This is a genomic window from Gracilibacillus ureilyticus, assembly GCF_900111195.1.
Taxonomy (GTDB): Bacteria; Bacillota; Bacilli; order Bacillales; family Amphibacillaceae; genus Gracilibacillus; species Gracilibacillus ureilyticus.
Map to the genome: position 1 here is coordinate 201089 of NZ_FOGL01000002.1, position 15302 is coordinate 216390.

15 protein-coding genes are annotated in these 15302 nt (G+C 38.1%); 14 read left to right on the forward strand and 1 reads right to left on the reverse strand.

From position 1 onward, the window contains the following. The 6 genes from BMW36_RS03970 (at position 1) to BMW36_RS03995 (ending at position 5525) form a co-directional block, all read left to right on the forward strand. The gene (locus BMW36_RS03970; RefSeq protein ID WP_245711575.1) at positions 1-783 is read left to right on the forward strand and encodes a CAP domain-containing protein; all 783 of its coding nucleotides are present in this window, start codon (positions 1-3) and stop codon (positions 781-783) included. Positions 784-921: 138 nt separating this feature from the next. Next, the gene (locus BMW36_RS03975) at positions 922-2073 is read left to right on the forward strand and encodes an MFS transporter (protein WP_089739280.1); all 1152 of its coding nucleotides are present in this window, start codon (positions 922-924) and stop codon (positions 2071-2073) included. Positions 2074-2091: 18 nt separating this feature from the next. Further along, positions 2092-2997, forward strand: a complete 906-nt coding sequence (locus tag BMW36_RS03980; protein ID WP_089739282.1) for an AEC family transporter — start codon at positions 2092-2094, stop codon at positions 2995-2997. Between the two features lie 236 nt (positions 2998-3233). Further along, the gene (locus BMW36_RS03985) at positions 3234-4037 is read left to right on the forward strand and encodes a basic amino acid ABC transporter substrate-binding protein (protein WP_089739284.1); all 804 of its coding nucleotides are present in this window, start codon (positions 3234-3236) and stop codon (positions 4035-4037) included. 112 nt (positions 4038-4149) lie between these two features. Further along, positions 4150-4806: an amino acid ABC transporter permease gene (locus tag BMW36_RS03990; RefSeq protein ID WP_089739286.1), complete on the forward strand. Its 657-nt coding sequence runs from the start codon at positions 4150-4152 to the stop codon at positions 4804-4806. Continuing rightward, positions 4803-5525, forward strand: a complete 723-nt coding sequence (locus BMW36_RS03995; RefSeq protein WP_089739288.1) for an amino acid ABC transporter ATP-binding protein — start codon at positions 4803-4805, stop codon at positions 5523-5525. Before BMW36_RS03990 ends, BMW36_RS03995 begins: the two co-directional genes overlap by 4 nt. 72 nt (positions 5526-5597) lie before the next feature. Here BMW36_RS03995 and BMW36_RS04000 read toward each other — a convergent pair whose 3' ends face one another. Beyond that, positions 5598-7118, reverse strand: a complete 1521-nt coding sequence (locus BMW36_RS04000) for a NarK family nitrate/nitrite MFS transporter (RefSeq protein ID WP_089739290.1) — start codon at positions 7116-7118, stop codon at positions 5598-5600. 291 nt (positions 7119-7409) lie between these two features. Between BMW36_RS04000 and BMW36_RS04005 the strand changes: the two genes are divergently transcribed. The 8 genes from BMW36_RS04005 to BMW36_RS20705 all read left to right on the forward strand — a co-directional run bounded on the left by BMW36_RS04005 (position 7410) and on the right by BMW36_RS20705 (position 15170). Beyond that, on the forward strand, positions 7410-8327 hold the full coding sequence (locus BMW36_RS04005; protein ID WP_089739292.1) for a fumarylacetoacetate hydrolase family protein: 918 nt from the start codon (positions 7410-7412) through the stop codon (positions 8325-8327). 354 nt (positions 8328-8681) lie between these two features. Then, positions 8682-9719, forward strand: a complete 1038-nt coding sequence (argC, locus tag BMW36_RS04010) for an N-acetyl-gamma-glutamyl-phosphate reductase (RefSeq protein WP_245711576.1) — start codon at positions 8682-8684, stop codon at positions 9717-9719. A gap of 15 nt (positions 9720-9734) precedes the next feature. Further along, on the forward strand, positions 9735-10964 hold the full coding sequence (gene argJ, locus BMW36_RS04015) for a bifunctional ornithine acetyltransferase/N-acetylglutamate synthase (protein ID WP_089739296.1): 1230 nt from the start codon (positions 9735-9737) through the stop codon (positions 10962-10964). A gap of 14 nt (positions 10965-10978) precedes the next feature. Then, positions 10979-11791 (forward strand): acetylglutamate kinase, encoded by an 813-nt coding sequence (gene argB / locus BMW36_RS04020; protein ID WP_089739298.1) that lies wholly within the window; start codon positions 10979-10981, stop codon positions 11789-11791. Further along, positions 11784-12953 carry an aspartate aminotransferase family protein gene (locus tag BMW36_RS04025; RefSeq protein ID WP_089739300.1) on the forward strand — a complete coding sequence of 390 codons (1170 nt, stop codon included), beginning with the start codon at positions 11784-11786 and terminating at the stop codon, positions 12951-12953. The genes argB and BMW36_RS04025 overlap by 8 nt, the downstream gene beginning before the upstream one ends. A 161-nt stretch (positions 12954-13114) precedes the next feature. Then, positions 13115-14014 carry a formyltetrahydrofolate deformylase gene (gene purU, locus BMW36_RS04030; RefSeq protein WP_089739302.1) on the forward strand — a complete coding sequence of 300 codons (900 nt, stop codon included), beginning with the start codon at positions 13115-13117 and terminating at the stop codon, positions 14012-14014. 155 nt (positions 14015-14169) lie between these two features. Further along, positions 14170-14910, forward strand: a complete 741-nt coding sequence (locus BMW36_RS04035) for a C40 family peptidase (protein ID WP_089739304.1) — start codon at positions 14170-14172, stop codon at positions 14908-14910. 125 nt (positions 14911-15035) lie between these two features. Beyond that, the gene (locus tag BMW36_RS20705) at positions 15036-15170 is read left to right on the forward strand and encodes a hypothetical protein (RefSeq protein ID WP_281242989.1); all 135 of its coding nucleotides are present in this window, start codon (positions 15036-15038) and stop codon (positions 15168-15170) included. The last annotated feature ends 132 nt before the right edge of the window (positions 15171-15302 follow it).

Genomic DNA, 15302 nt, shown 5'->3' on the forward strand with positions numbered 1-15302 from the left:
ATGCACAATAAATTGATGTACATTGCTATATTTTGTCTCTGTTTGATTTTAGCAGCCTGTAACCAAACTTCCCAGCAGGATACGGAAGGAGAAAACATTGAACCTGATTATGTTAGTTTCAATGGTGAGCAGGATGCTGATAACAGGGAAATAGCTGAGGATACCAGGTTTAGAATCCCTGTAAATCCTGGAAGAGAGCAGAATATATTTGAAAATAGGCAGTATCAGTATGATGGTAATTTCAATTACCGGGAACGTAATCAGAATCAGAACCAGAATAATCAGCCAAATCAGCAAGATAGCTTGAGACCAGATGAACAGCAGCAGAATGAACAAACTCCGCAAAATGGCCAGCAGCAGGGTGGCAATCAGGCAGAAACTGCACCAGCACCGAATGGTGGTCAACTTGATCAGGTAAGACAGCAGGTAATTGATTTAACGAACAAAGCACGTAGTGAAAATGGAGCAAGTCCGCTTAAGTTGGATGCAGATTTAGCAAGTGTTGCTCAGACTAAATCAGAAGATATGGCAGAAAATAATTACTTTTCCCATACTTCACCTACTTATGGATCTCCCTTTGATATGCTTAGATCTTTTGGTGTAGACTATACGAAAGCTTCAGAAAATATTGCGGCAGGACAACAGTCACCTGAGCAAGTTGTCCAAAGCTGGCTGAACAGTGAGGGGCATAGAAGAAATATGCTGGATCCTGCAGTTACCCATATTGGTGTAGGTTACGAATCAGACGGAGATTACTGGACCCAAATGTTTATTAAGAAGTAATAACAATAGTCGAACAAGTTGTTCGGCTTTTTTATCTTTTTACATAAATTATAACCTTTTCTTTACATCATATTAGTCGTATAATTAGACTTTAATGCACAGGGAAAATTATACACCGTAGAGAAAGGGGCCATTGATATGGCGAAAGAGGGATCTACGATACCACTGAAGATGCTGTTGTTTTATTTCCATGCAGCAAATACAGTAATTGTTAGTTTTTTACCATTATATTTACAATTTAGAGGGTTAACTGGAACAGAGATTGGATGGGTAATGGCTATTGGTCCGCTCATTTCCATATTCTCACAGCCATTCTGGGGATATATGAGTGATAAATATCAAACAGTAAAGCGTATACTGATGATTTGCCTTATTGGATTATTAATCAGCAGCACATTTTTCTTGCAGATGGCCACATTACCTTTGTTATTAACATTGGGAGCAACTTACCACTTCTTTGCTGCGCCAATTGGAGCATTGGGAGACAGTCTTGCTCAAAGACGAGCAGATCAATTGGGGATATCGTTTGGAACCATAAGAACATGGGGTTCCATCGGTTTTGCTGCATCTTCATTAATTATTGGTCAAATTCTAGAAATTATCGGAATTGAGCTCATGGTTTGGCCATATTTAGTTTTAGCAGTGGCAGCTTTTCTGTCAAGTACAAGATTAGTTGATGTGAAGGTTGAGACAAGACCTGTTCAGTTTAATGATATCGGTTTATTAATGAAAAAGAAGCCATTTCTCATCTTTCTTGGCTTGATTGTGCTGATTACTATCACACACCGGGCAAACGACAGTTTTATGGGGATATATATTGCACAACTTGGAGGATCTGAGCAACTGGTTGGTTTTGCCTGGTTCGCCGGAGTTGCAAGTGAAGCAATAGTGTACGCTACGGCGGGAAAGTGGTTCCGTAAATTTCACCCATTGATATTTATTATTGGGGCAGGAGTGCTCTACTCCATCCGCTGGTTCCTCTATGCTTCCTTTGAAGATCCGGTGCTGATTGTGGCATTACAATTTTTACATGGTTTAACTTTCGGTATCTTCTATTTAACAGCATTTCAGTATGTAACAAGAATTATACCAAAGTTATTGCAGTCAACAGGACATTTAGTGTTTGTCTCCGTCTTTTTTGGAATATCAGGAATTATCGGTTCATTAGCTGGCGGGATGATAATGGATAACTTTGGCGGAGATACGTTATATTTCATTATGGGTATCTCATCAGCGGCTGGTGCTTTATTTATTTTGCTCTATCATATTTTTCCTTACGGGAAATCATAAATAAATTAGGTGATTACATTGCAATTCATTGGTGTCCTTATACCGATCTTTAGTATATTTGCGGTAGGTTATATTGGTATGAAATTCTTGCGAGTGGATATCAAATCAATATCTACAGTTACATTATATTTAATGTCTCCTGTATTGGCGTTTCGGACATTTGTTGAAAATGACTTAAATATGGACTATATCTACTTGGGTGGTTTTTTGCTGGCGCTGTGCCTGTTAAGTCTGTTATTTTGCTACATTGTCGGTTACTTTCGGAAATGGAGTGAATCAGAAAAGAGTGGATTTATTCTTGCTTCGGTTTTTATGAATAATGGAAATTACGGCACACCGCTCGTTTTGTTAGTTTTTGGAGAAGAAGGTTTTCATTATGCGATTATTCTGATGGTATTGCAAACACTAATTATGTGTACTGTGGGGATATATGTTGCTGCTAAGGGTGGCGGATCAGAGGAAAAAGTGAAGATTTCACCATTAAAGGATGTTATTAAAGTACCGATAGTTTACGGTGCCTTTCTTGGGGTAATAATAAATATTAGCGGAATAAAAATAGACGAACAGATGATGACAGCGATAGATATGGTAGCAGATGCGACAATTCCGATTATCATGATAGTATTAGGGATGCAGCTGGCGATGATTAAATTAAATGATCTGGAAATTGGCAAGCTTTCGACATCCGTTATCTTTCGGCTGATTCTCGCACCAGTTATTGCCTATTTAATTACATTGCCATTACCGGTTGATGAGATGGTAAAGGATATACTGATCCTAACGGCAGCAATGCCAACAGCAGCAAACACGACAATGTATGCACTCCAGTTTGGTGCAAGACCCAACTTTGTATCAAGTGCCACCCTTGTTACAACCATATTAAGCATTATTACATTGCCAATTCTTTTAATTATTATTGTATAGCTTGGAACATGGGGACATATCCTAAAAGAGTGGCTAATCAGGAGATGGCAGGAACTATTCTCTCCTTTTCTCAGGGTACCCCCTGTTTTGGGTTAAGTGTATAATGTATTCAAAGTCAAAATAGTTTTCAGAATATTTTTAATATAAAGAATTTAATAAAACCCATTGTGTTATGTATAAATATACTATATTATAATGATTATCAAATGTATAAATAATAAATGGAGTGAATATTTATGTATAAATTACTACTTAGAATTACAGCGGTTTTATTTTTGGCTATGTTGGTTGCTTGTGGTACAGGTACGGATGAAGACAGTGCCCAAAGTGACAAAAACAGTAAAGGCACATTATCTGTAGTCACAGAAGCGGGATTCGCGCCTTTCTCTTACTTGGATAAAGGGGAATTAGCTGGTTTTGATATTGAATTATTAGATGCCGTGATGAAAGAAGCTGGCTATGATTATGACATTCAGAATGTAGGATGGGAGTCAATGCTTGCATCTGTTCAGAACGGAGAAGCAGATCTTGCGATTGCAGGTATTACTATTAATGATGATAGAAGAGAATCGTATGACTTTTCTTCACCATATTTTGAATCAACACATAAGATCGTTTTCCGTGAAGGTGAGAATATTACAAGTGGAGAAGATATTCAAGACCTTAAAGTTGGTGTACAGGCAGGTACGACTGGTGCAGAAGCTGCAGAAAAAATATTAGGTGCAAACCATCCGAATATTGCAAAATATGATGCCAACACATTAGCATTTATGTCCCTGCAGTCTGGTGATGTAGATGCCGTAGTAACAGATAATGTTGTAGCAAATGAATATGTGAAGAATAATCCAGATGCTAAAGTGGAAATGATTGAAGATCCAGACACATTCGACTCTGAGTTTTATGGAATTTTGTTCCCTAAAGGCAGTGAAGTTACAGAAGATGTTAATACTGCATTACAGACATTAATTGAAAATGGTACCTATGCAGAATTGTACGACAAATGGTTTGGTGCAGAACCAAATATCGAAGCATTACAATAAAAAAGTTGTATGTGAGCGTAGCGGTTTCTCGTTGCGCTTTTCTATTTGTTATGCGGGGTATAATTTTGGGAATCAAACAGCAAAGTATAGGATATAGAAAGGAGTTAACGTGATGAATTTTAGGTTTGAAATCATTATGGAATATTTACCTTTTCTCTTAGAAGGTATGTTGCTAACACTATTAATGTCCGTAGTTGGTGTATTAGTTGGATGTATATTAGGATTTTTTATCGCACTAGGAAAGATGTCGAAACAAGCAATTATCCGTATTCCTTTTGTATGGTATATTAATTTCTTGAGAGGAACACCATTACTTGTACAATTATTTTTATTCCATTATGCGGTTCTGCCGACAGTATTGGGTGATACAACAGCAGTTACATCTGTGATTGTAACACTTTCACTGAATTCATCTGCTTATGTTGCAGAAATTTTCCGTGCAGGGTTACAATCAATTGATAAGGGTCAGGCTGAGGCTGCGCATTCTTTAGGTATGAGAAAATTTCAGGTGATGCGCTATGTATTATTGCCACAGGCATTTAAACGTTCCATTCCGCCGCTTGGAAATGAATTTATTGTTTTATTAAAAGATTCTTCACTTGGTGCAATGATTGCAGCACCTGAACTGTTGTATTGGGGAAGAGCTGCAGCTGGTCAGTATTATGTGTTTTGGGAACCATACCTGGCCGTTGCGGTAGGATATTTAATCCTTACGCTTTCCTTAACTTATTTACTTAATTATTTAGAAAGAAGGTTTGATGTCAAATGATTTCTGTTAAACATTTAAAGAAAACCTTTGGAGAATTAGAAGTTTTAAAAGATATAAATGTTGAAATTAAGCAAAAAGAAGTTGTCGTCGTGATCGGTCCCTCGGGCTCAGGGAAATCAACGTTTCTTCGCTGTTTAAATTTAATTGAATCAATCACAGAAGGAACAGTTGAGATTGATGGAAAAGTGCTGACAGATAAAAAAGTCGATATTAACAAATTGCGCGCAGAAGTGGGTATGGTGTTCCAGCAGTTTAATCTGTTTCCGCACAAAACCGTTTTACAAAATATCACACTTCCTATGATTACTGTTAGAAAGTGGAATAAAAAAGATGCGGAGAAAAAAGCATTGGAATTGTTGGCTAAAGTAGGGTTAGAAGATAAAGCAGGCGTATATCCTGAGTCTTTATCTGGCGGACAAAAGCAAAGAGTTGCTATTGCGCGTGCTCTTGGGATGGAACCAAAAGTGATGCTATTTGATGAACCGACCTCTGCTTTGGATCCGGAAATGGTTGGTGAAGTGCTGGAAGTCATGAAGCAGCTGGCACAGGAAGGTATGACAATGGTTGTGGTGACACACGAAATGGGCTTCGCTCGGGAAGTGGGCGACCGTGTGATTTTTATGGATCAAGGCTATGTGGTGGAGGAAAATGATCCCCAAAGTCTATTCCGGAATCCACAGCATGAGCGGACACAGGCGTTTTTGAGTAAGGTGCTCTAAGGGAATTTTATCGGTTTTATGAGAGGATGGATGGGGACTATTGCAACTTGCAAAAGTCCCCATTAATAATGTTTAAAACTTTTTTATAATAACCTGCTTTTTAAGATCTGTCCCTGTTGCTAACGTATTTTGCGCTTCCAGCTCATCATCCGTTAAATAATAGTCTTCACCAAATGAATTTTTCGGTTCTTCTAATAGAAAATAGCAGATAACAAAACTTAAGAAGGCGCCACCTGCCAGGATAAAGAAAAATTGCTGCGGGTTAACGAATGTATATAAAGTTAAATAGATAGTTGAGCCAACATTCCCATAGGCTCCTGACATTCCGGCAATTTGACCTGTCACACGCTTTTTGATCATAGGAATTACAGCGAATGTTGCTCCTTCTGCCCCCTGTATGAACATGGAGGTTAGAATGGTAATGGCCACAGCCAGGACAAGCGGCCAATTGGAATCCATGAAGCCCATTAAGACAAGACCAATCGAAATACCAACCATATAAACCAGCATCACTTTTCTCCTGCTGCCCATTCTATCGGAGAGAACTCCACCCAGCGGCCTTGCAACCAGATTTACGAAAGCGAATGAGGATGCAATTAACCCTGCCTGTGCAGGTGTCAAAGAGAAAGTCAATTGAAAAAACATTGGCAGCATCGAAACGATCGCAAGTTCAGCCCCGAAGTTAGCAAAATACGTACTATTGAGTGCTGCTACATTCCTGAATTTATACTTATCTTGTTCAGGAACACCTTTTTTCAGGATCGGTACATTTACTTTTAAAATGGCATAAATCTGATAAATTAAAATTAGGCCAATGACGCCATATACAATATATAGACTTTCAGCAGAGATAAAACCTAATCCTTCCAGTCTCCATGCACTAACCCCGACAGCTCCTCCCAGAGGTATTGTCCATAAGATTAGCTGAATCATATCTCCCCAGCTGCTTACTTCAAGTGCTGCCGCTTTTTTAGGTTTAATTAATGTTTTTCCCTCTGGTGTATCCCGAACGAAGATATAATAGATAATCCCATAAATAAAACAAATGACCCCGGTAAATGCAAGAGCATACCGATATCCATTATCTCCACCCAGTATGGTTAAAGCGAACCATGGTAACAGCATTGCTGCAGCTGCAGAACCAAAATTGCCCCAGCCTCCATAAATGCCTTCTGCAAAGCCAACATTTTTCGGAGGAAACCATTCTGCCACCATTCGAATACCTATAACGAAACTTGCACCAATACTGCCCAATACCAGCCTAGATACCATAAGCTGTGCCCAGTTGTCCCCAAAAGCGAATACAATCGCCGGGACAGACATGATGATTAGTAAACCTGAGTAAACTGCTCTAGGTCCAAATTTATCGAGCAACTGTCCAATGATGATCCGTGCAGGAATGGTTAATACCACATTACAAATTCCTAATGCGGCAATATGCTGCGGTGTTAACCAGTCCATATCTGCCATCATAGTAGTTGCTAATGGTGCCATACTGAACCAGGCGAAAAAAGCAACGAAAAATGCAAACCATGTAAAATGTAAAACTTTAATACGTTCATTTTTAAATTTAAATAAATCAGCAATAGTCATTCGAATACACTCCTCATGTAAATTAAATTAGTATTATTTTTACATGTTTCTTAGTTTGCGTCTGACTTGTTGTAAGATTGATTAACAGATATTTTTTAGGAATAGCTCTGTCGCTAAAGAATGCTGTATGGCAGTGTGAGATTTTCTGTCAGGTCAGTTGATTTTCTTTTATCAGGAAAAAGGGCAACCTTTTTTTGTTTCGAAATTTGCGAAAAAAAGGACTGAATACCTTAAGTTGTTTCCAATTTAAAAAGCGTGGTAAGATAAAAGAAATGACAGGAGGGGTATATAATGAAGCTGGTAAATTATAAGTTAAAATATGACTTTGCTCCAAATCGAATGGGAATGATGCTATATGATAATGTTGTTGATTTACAACAAGCATCTGAGCAAATGCATGAAAATGAGGTAACAAAAGAAAGCGCTTATCCACTGCCGAGTAATCCGGATGAATTTTTTGCACAAGGAGCGGCAAGCTTGCGATGTGCAGAAAAGGTATTTTCCTATATCCAGAGAAATCAGCCAAAGTTACAATACAAAAGAGAAGAAGTAATACTGGGCCCTCCGGTACCAAATCCTTCTAAGATTATATGTGTAGGAATTAATTATGCAGATCATGTCGCAGAGATGGGGAGTGAAATTTCGAAGTTCCCTGTACTGTTCTCTAAGTTTAACAATGCATTGATTGGCCCTGAAGATAACATTCATAAAGTGAGTGCAACGGAAAAACTTGATTACGAAGCAGAGCTGGCAGTAGTGATCGGTAAAAAAGCTTCGAACGTTAAAAAAGAAGAAGTGTTTGAGTATATTGCCGGATATACGATCGGGAATGATACATCTGCAAGGGATCTCCAGAAAAGAACCGTACAATGGCTGCAGGGGAAATCATTGGATCATACCACACCGGTCGGGCCATGGCTTGTGACTAAAGATGAACTAACTGATCCTGCTAATCTGTCAATTCAATCCTTTGTTAATGGAGAAAAGAGACAGTCATCCAATACAAAACATTTAATCTTTGACATACCATATTTGATTAGCTTCATCACCGAGTTAATTACACTGAATCCAGGGGATATTATTTTAACCGGAACACCAGATGGAGTAGGAATGGCAATGACTCCACCACAGTTTTTGCAGGATGGTGATACGGTAAGAGTGGAGATTGAAGGAATTGGAGCAATGGAAAACAAGATTATCGATATGTAAAAAGGCTTATTCAAAAGCAAATCCGGACAATCATTTACTCAATGAGTAAAAGGCTGTCCGGATTTTCTGTTTTGAATTAGAGTTCACATGAACATTCACAGAATTTTTCTGTAACATGCATCATATAAATATACTTGGATATTTATACAGACAAATTTGTTAATACTCATTTGTATGCATACAGTGTTGAAGGGTGCGACAATATGCGCTTGATTATAAGTGTTGTTTTATATAGAGTTTTATATCCGTTTTCTGTTTTTATCTGTATCTTTTTTTATAAACAATATTGCATGAAAATACAAAATGGAGTATAATTATAAAATATCATATACGGATTACTTAGGAGGATTTATTGTGAAAGTAGCAATTGTAGGAGGCACAGGATACGGGGCTGTTGAATTACTCCGGTTTTTATATAATCATCCACATGTAACAGTGTCAAAAATAATTTCCCATTCTAATAGCGGAACACCTTTTTCAGATGTCTATCCACATTTAGTCAATGTTATTGATCTGGAAATGGAATCACTTGATATCAGCCAGTTAGCAGAAGAGGTTGATCTTGTATTTTTCGCAACTCCCTCTAATGTGAGTAAAAATTATATTCCCGGATTAATTGATAGAGGGGTTAAGGTGATTGATTTATCTGGAGATTTCAGACTGCGAAACGGGAAAGAGTACGAAAAATATTATGGTGAAGAAATGGCGTCTTCGGAATATATCGGAAAAGCTGTGTACGGATTAAGTGAGATTAATAAAAATGAAATAGCAAATGCAACGTTAGTAGCTAATCCTGGCTGCTATCCAACAGCCACCACATTAGGGCTGATTCCGGTAATAGCTAATAATCTGGTAAATTACCATAGTATAATTATTGATGCGAAAACAGGTACAACCGGTGCAGGAAGAAGCCTGTCACAAGGATTCCACTTTTCTGAAATGCAAGAGAATTTCAGAGCATATCAACTAGGTGTGCATAAACATATTCCAGAGATTGAACAAGTACTTGCAGGTTCTGCTAAGGAAGCGGTGCAAGTTAGTTTCACACCACATGTTGTTCCAATGACACGGGGTATTATGAGTACAATTTATGTGGATTTAAAGGAAAAACAATCAACAAAGCAATTATTAGAATTATATAAAGAGTTTTATAAAGATAAACCATTTGTGAGAATAAGAGAAGAGGGTATAATTCCACAGACAAAAGAAGTTTATGGAAGTAACTTCTGTGATATTGGATTATATGCAGATGAACGGACAGGCAAATTAATTATTATTTCAGTGATTGATAATTTAGTGAAAGGCGCATCAGGCCAGGCAATTCAGAACATGAATATTATGAACGGATGGGACGAAACAACTGGAATAAATCAGTTGCCGATTTATCCATAAGGAGTGAATGAGTAAATGTTAACAGAAGAACAACAGGGGATTTTCAGAATAATTGAAAATGGAAATATTGCAACAGCGAAAGGATTCAAGGCAGGAGGATTACATTGTGGTATCCGGAAGCAGAAAATAGATTTTGGCTGGTTTTATTCGGAAGTGCCGGCAAATGCAGCTGGAGTTTATACAACAAACGTTTTCCAGGCGGCACCGTTAAAAGTAACTCAGGAGAGTATAGGGAAAGAGAATAAACTCCAGGCTGTAGTTGTTAATTCTGGAATAGCTAATGCATGTACAGGGAAGCAAGGGCTTGAAGATGCTTATGATATGAGAAAGTTATTTGCAGAAGCTGTTGGTGTAGAGGAGCACTTAGCAGCTGTTGCTTCCACTGGACTGATTGGAGAATTGCTGCCAATGGAACGGATTCATAAAGGTATTAGCCAGATTAATAATACCGAACATCATGGTGCGGATAAGTTTGAAACAGCAATCTTGACAACAGATACGCATGAAAAGGGAATTGCAATTGAATTAGAAATTGATGGCGAAAAAGTGGTTATCGGCGGTGCAGCAAAAGGTTCCGGAATGATTCACCCGAACATGGCGACAATGCTTGGTTTCGTCACAACAGATGCTGCAATTGAGGGAAGTGAACTGTCGGCAGCTCTAAAATCTATTACAAACAAATCATTTAATATGATTACAGTCGATGGGGATACAAGTACAAATGATATGGTACTGGTTCTGGCTAATGGGAAAGCAGGCAACAGCACACTTTCTGAAAAACATAAAGATTGGGAAAAATTTTACCAAGGATTAAAATTTGTATGTGAGTATTTAGCAAAAGAAATAGCAAGAGATGGTGAAGGTGCGAGTAAATTAGTAGAAGTCTGTGTAGAGGGTTCATTTTCAGATGAATCAGCTGCGGCGATTGCGAAGTCAATTATCTCTTCTAATCTGGTAAAAACAGCCATTCACGGGGCTGATGCCAACTGGGGAAGAATCATCACCGCAATCGGTTATAGCGGCCAGTCACTGGACCCGGATAAGGTGAGTATATTCTTAGGTGATATTCTGGTAGTGGAGAATGGTGTACCACATAAATTTGATGAAGATGAAGCGAAACAATACCTGTTACAAGACGAAGTGAAAATTACAGCGAAACTTGGTGATGGTAACGGGAAGGCAACAGCATGGGGCTGTGATTTGTCTTATGAGTACGTAAGAATTAATGCATCTTACCGAACATAAGGAGGATATACAAAGTGAAAACAAATTATGTTGTGATTAAATGTGGTGGCAGTGTATTTGAACAGCTGCCTCATTCTTTTTATCAGGATATTGTAAAAATCCAGCAACAGGGCGAATGGCAGCCGATTATCGTTCATGGAGGCGGACCGCTCATTTCCAAATTGTTAGAACAAACCGGGGTAAAAACAACCTTTGTGAATGGTCTCAGAGTGACAACAAATGAAGTACTCGATGTAGTGGAAATGGCTCTAAGTGGATCATTGAATAAGGAAATTGTGCGAAATATTACAAAAGCAGATGGGAAAGCTTTTGGTTTAAGTGGTGTTGATGGCAGATTACTGCAAGCGGAACCTGTTGAAGAAAGTGACACCCTTGGTTTTGTAGGTGAAGTAACAGAAGTTGATACAGTCTTAATCGAAGATCTTGTAACAAGGCAACTGGTCCCTGTCATCTCACCTATTGGTATAGATGAGAGGGGTCAGCGCTATAATATCAATGCAGACATGGCAGCATCTTCCATTGCGCAAAGCTTAGGAGCGAAGCTGTGCTTTATTAGTGACATTCCTGGTATTTACGAGGAAAAGAATGGGGAGAAACATATTTTCCATCAGCTGAACGAAAAGCAAATCAATGAATTAATCGAAAAAGAAGTAATAATCGGCGGTATGATTCCAAAAGTAAAGTCAGCAATAAGTGCATTGCATAAAAATGTTCAGGAAGTATCGATTGTTGATGGAATGGAGCCAAATGGATTGCTGCAATTTATGCAGGGAAAAGAAATTGGAACAAGAATTTCGTTAGATAAGGAGGCGACTTTTTATGCCTGAGCACTTAGTAAATCCGGTAATGGGGACTTACGGCAGATTCCCGTTAACTGTAGTTGAAGGAAAAGGAAGTTATGTCTGGGACGATAAGGGGAACAAATATTTAGATTATTCTTCAGGTATCGCCACATGTAACCTTGGGCATGTTCCAGATGTAGTCGAAAAAGCTCTGCAGGAGCAATTAAGTAAGTTATGGCATTGCTCCAATTTATATCATATTCCAGCCCAGGAGCAGCTGGCTGAAGTTTTAGTTAAACATAGTTGTGGTGATCAAGCATTCTTTTGTAACAGCGGAGCAGAAGCGAATGAAGCTGCCATAAAGCTGGCAAGAAAATATGCAAAAGATAACTTTGATAAAGAACTCCCTGAAGTAATAACATTTGGCAACTCCTTTCACGGGAGAACGATGATGACATTATCGGCAACTGGCCAGGAGAAAATCCATCAAGGCTTCACTCCCCTGACACCAGGTTTTTCGTATTTGCCATATAATGATCCAGAAGCATTAACAGAAGTGAAAAACAAGAAACCAGATGCAGTTCTGTTAGAGCTGGTACAGGGAGAAGGCGGCGTCGTACCTGCTGAGCGTACATGGGTGAAAGAATTGGCTGATATATGTAAGGAAAATCATATTCTGTTAATGGTGGATGAGATCCAGACAGGAATGGGGCGAACAGGTACATTGTTTGCTTATGAACAATATGACATAGAGCCTGACGTAATCAGTTTGGCAAAAGGACTGGGTTCCGGTATACCAATAGGTGCTATTATTGCGAAAGAACCTGTTGCTAAATCGTTTACCCCGGGGTCACATGGCAGTACATTTGGCGGGAATCCTGTCGCTGCAACAGCAGGCTTGGCTACAGTTACCCATCTGACTAATTCAAATGTATTAGCAGATTCTAATGAAATAGCAGAATATATCTGGTCGGGATTAAAGGAAATAGCCGCAGAAAAAGATACGGTAAAACAGCTTAGAGGGAAAGGTTTACTTATTGGATTAGTTGTAGAAAAACCCGCCATCGAATATGTTAATAAAGCCAGAGAAGAACATGGTGTACTGATTATCGTGGCAGGTCCAAACGTCATTCGAATATTACCACCACTTACTACGAACAAAAAAGAAGCTGATACTTTCCTGCAAGTAATGAAGCAGCTTTTATAATAGGAGAACGAGAAAAGCGCTTATTATTAGTTAATAAGCGCTTGTTTTATGAAAACAGTGGAAAACATTTAACCGCACGAAAAAAATATACTAGGATAACTTGACCATTTGCGATAAAATGTTAAAGTATAAAGAACGAAAACTAACAAAGAGGGATTATGATGAAAAGCTATATTAAGGAAAAAATAGATACATTCCGTATGGAAAATGAGAACAGAGCGAGATTGTTAATTAACTGCCCTGACCAACCAGGTATTGTAGCCGCAGTCTCCCAGTTTCTTTCAGAACACAATGCGAATATTATTGAATCAAATCAATATTCAACCAATCCAAAGGGCGGGGAATTTTTCATTCGAATTGAATTCGAAATGCCAGATCTAAAGGAAAAGAAAACCGATTTAGAAGCAGGATTTGAATCAATTAAAGAACAATTTGAAATGGAAGCTACCTTTAAATATGTTGATCAAATTAAAAAAATGGCTATTTTTGTTTCAAAAGAACCACACTGCCTGTTGGAATTATTATGGGAATGGCAAAGTGGCGACTTAATGGCAGACATAAGCCTTGTTATCAGTAACCATGAGACATCGAGAGAATTCGTGGAATCGTTAGGAATTCCTTATTATTATATTCCAGCCAATAAGGATATTCGCAAAGAGGTAGAACAAAAACAGATTGAGCTCATTAAACAATATGATGTAGATTTTATTGTGCTTGCACGTTATATGCAAATATTAACACCAAATTTTGTGGAAACTTTTAAGAACCGTATTATTAACATTCACCATTCATTCCTACCTGCCTTTATTGGTGCAAAGCCTTATGAGCGTGCATATAATAGAGGGGTTAAGTTAATTGGTGCAACTTCTCACTATGTGACAAATGACTTAGATGAAGGTCCGATCATTGAACAGGATATCAGCAGGGTAGATCACAGAGATAATGCCGAAGCGATGAAGAAAATTGGACAATCTGTTGAACGAAGTGTGCTTGCACGTGCGGTAAAATGGCAATTGGAAGACCGAATTATTGTATATGGAAATAAAACGATCGTATTTTAATAAGGAGCAGGCAGTATTTTAAACATCTGCCTGCTCTTTTATCTTCCTAATAAACCATTGGGCGTATAGTACCAGTTAATATGTTGAAATCCTCCATACCGCTTCTTTGTAGCATTGTCTTTAAAACTGCATAACATGGTGTGGGGGGGATGGCGATGCAAAAATGGAGTTCTGCCTGGAAACATGAAGAGCATCTTATCATTAAACCGGCATACCCGCATTATACAAAGGTTTATAAAGATCACCGTCTGTATTGTGAAATTCACGGTGACCAAGAAGTTACTCTTCCAATAAAAGAAAATGATACTGTGCTGACTATTGTTGGATTTTACGATAATTGGATTGTGAGAGAAGATTTTAATCTTTTTGATCAGAATGTGATGAGAAATCAGGATTATCAGCCTGGAGATATTCTTGTAGCCAGTGATAATATAAAACAAGAGCTGTCGGGTTATGTTGGTCATACGGCCCTTGTAGTTGATGGGCAACAACTTGTAGAAGCAACCGGGGGACACCCGGCAATTGTTAAGGATTCGATTAAGCAGTTTAAGGAAAAACATCCGATCCATGCCCAATTTCGGCCGAAAAACAAAGAATTAGGCGAAAAAGCAGCCGCATTTGCGAAAGAATATTATTCAAAATATAAAGAAAACCTTAGTAATGATATAAAAAAGCCGGAGTTTTCTTTTCAATTATCGCAAGATCTCAAGGATATATGGGATTATATTTATTGTTCCAAGTTAGTGTGGATAAGTTATCATTATGGTGCCAATTATACATTTGAGAATGATTACTTATGGTTCTCGCCAGAAGATTTATACAATCAGCTAATAGAAAATGAAAAATTTGAATTAGTCTATAAACACCCGGAGGTAAAATTTATTATTAACACTTAACAGCAAGAGACACCCGGACTAAAGAGTAGACTCATACCAAAACCATAAATTCTCATGAACACTCCATGCATTGAATGTTCATGAGAATTTTATTAGTTTCAACCTCTCCCTGAGCGGAGGGGAATATGGAGGCTCTAGTACAGGAAGTGAATCCTTCCTATGGAGCGACATTCAGTACATACAAACATCCATTTGAAAGAAATATCGTCATTGATACGGAACATTTTAGTTATGTCCCACGCTCTTTATTTTTAAGGTAATGAATGTTACATATAACACTACTTAAATGGAACATAACTTCATAGATAATATGGAGACAGGCTGTCATAAAATAACTTCCATTAATTTTTTCAAATTTTTGATATATTTTTATTGAATGTACGTACGAATTA

Bases quoted from the DNA above. Each gene is read 5' to 3' on its own strand.
- BMW36_RS03970 (WP_245711575.1), top strand. From the start codon at position 1: ATGCACAATAAATTGATGTACATTGCTATATTTTGTCTCTGTTTGATT.
- BMW36_RS03975 (WP_089739280.1), top strand. From the start codon at position 922: ATGGCGAAAGAGGGATCTACGATACCACTGAAGATGCTGTTGTTTTAT.
- BMW36_RS03985 (WP_089739284.1), top strand. From the start codon at position 3,234: ATGTATAAATTACTACTTAGAATTACAGCGGTTTTATTTTTGGCTATG.
- BMW36_RS03990 (WP_089739286.1), top strand. From the start codon at position 4,150: ATGAATTTTAGGTTTGAAATCATTATGGAATATTTACCTTTTCTCTTA.
- BMW36_RS03995 (WP_089739288.1), top strand. From the start codon at position 4,803: ATGATTTCTGTTAAACATTTAAAGAAAACCTTTGGAGAATTAGAAGTT.
- BMW36_RS04000 (WP_089739290.1), bottom strand. From the start codon at position 7,118: ATGACTATTGCTGATTTATTTAAATTTAAAAATGAACGTATTAAAGTT.
- BMW36_RS04005 (WP_089739292.1), top strand. From the start codon at position 7,410: ATGAAGCTGGTAAATTATAAGTTAAAATATGACTTTGCTCCAAATCGA.
- argJ (WP_089739296.1), top strand. From the start codon at position 9,735: ATGTTAACAGAAGAACAACAGGGGATTTTCAGAATAATTGAAAATGGA.
- BMW36_RS04025 (WP_089739300.1), top strand. From the start codon at position 11,784: ATGCCTGAGCACTTAGTAAATCCGGTAATGGGGACTTACGGCAGATTC.
- purU (WP_089739302.1), top strand. From the start codon at position 13,115: ATGAAAAGCTATATTAAGGAAAAAATAGATACATTCCGTATGGAAAAT.
- BMW36_RS04035 (WP_089739304.1), top strand. From the start codon at position 14,170: ATGCAAAAATGGAGTTCTGCCTGGAAACATGAAGAGCATCTTATCATT.
- BMW36_RS20705 (WP_281242989.1), top strand. From the start codon at position 15,036: ATGGAGGCTCTAGTACAGGAAGTGAATCCTTCCTATGGAGCGACATTC.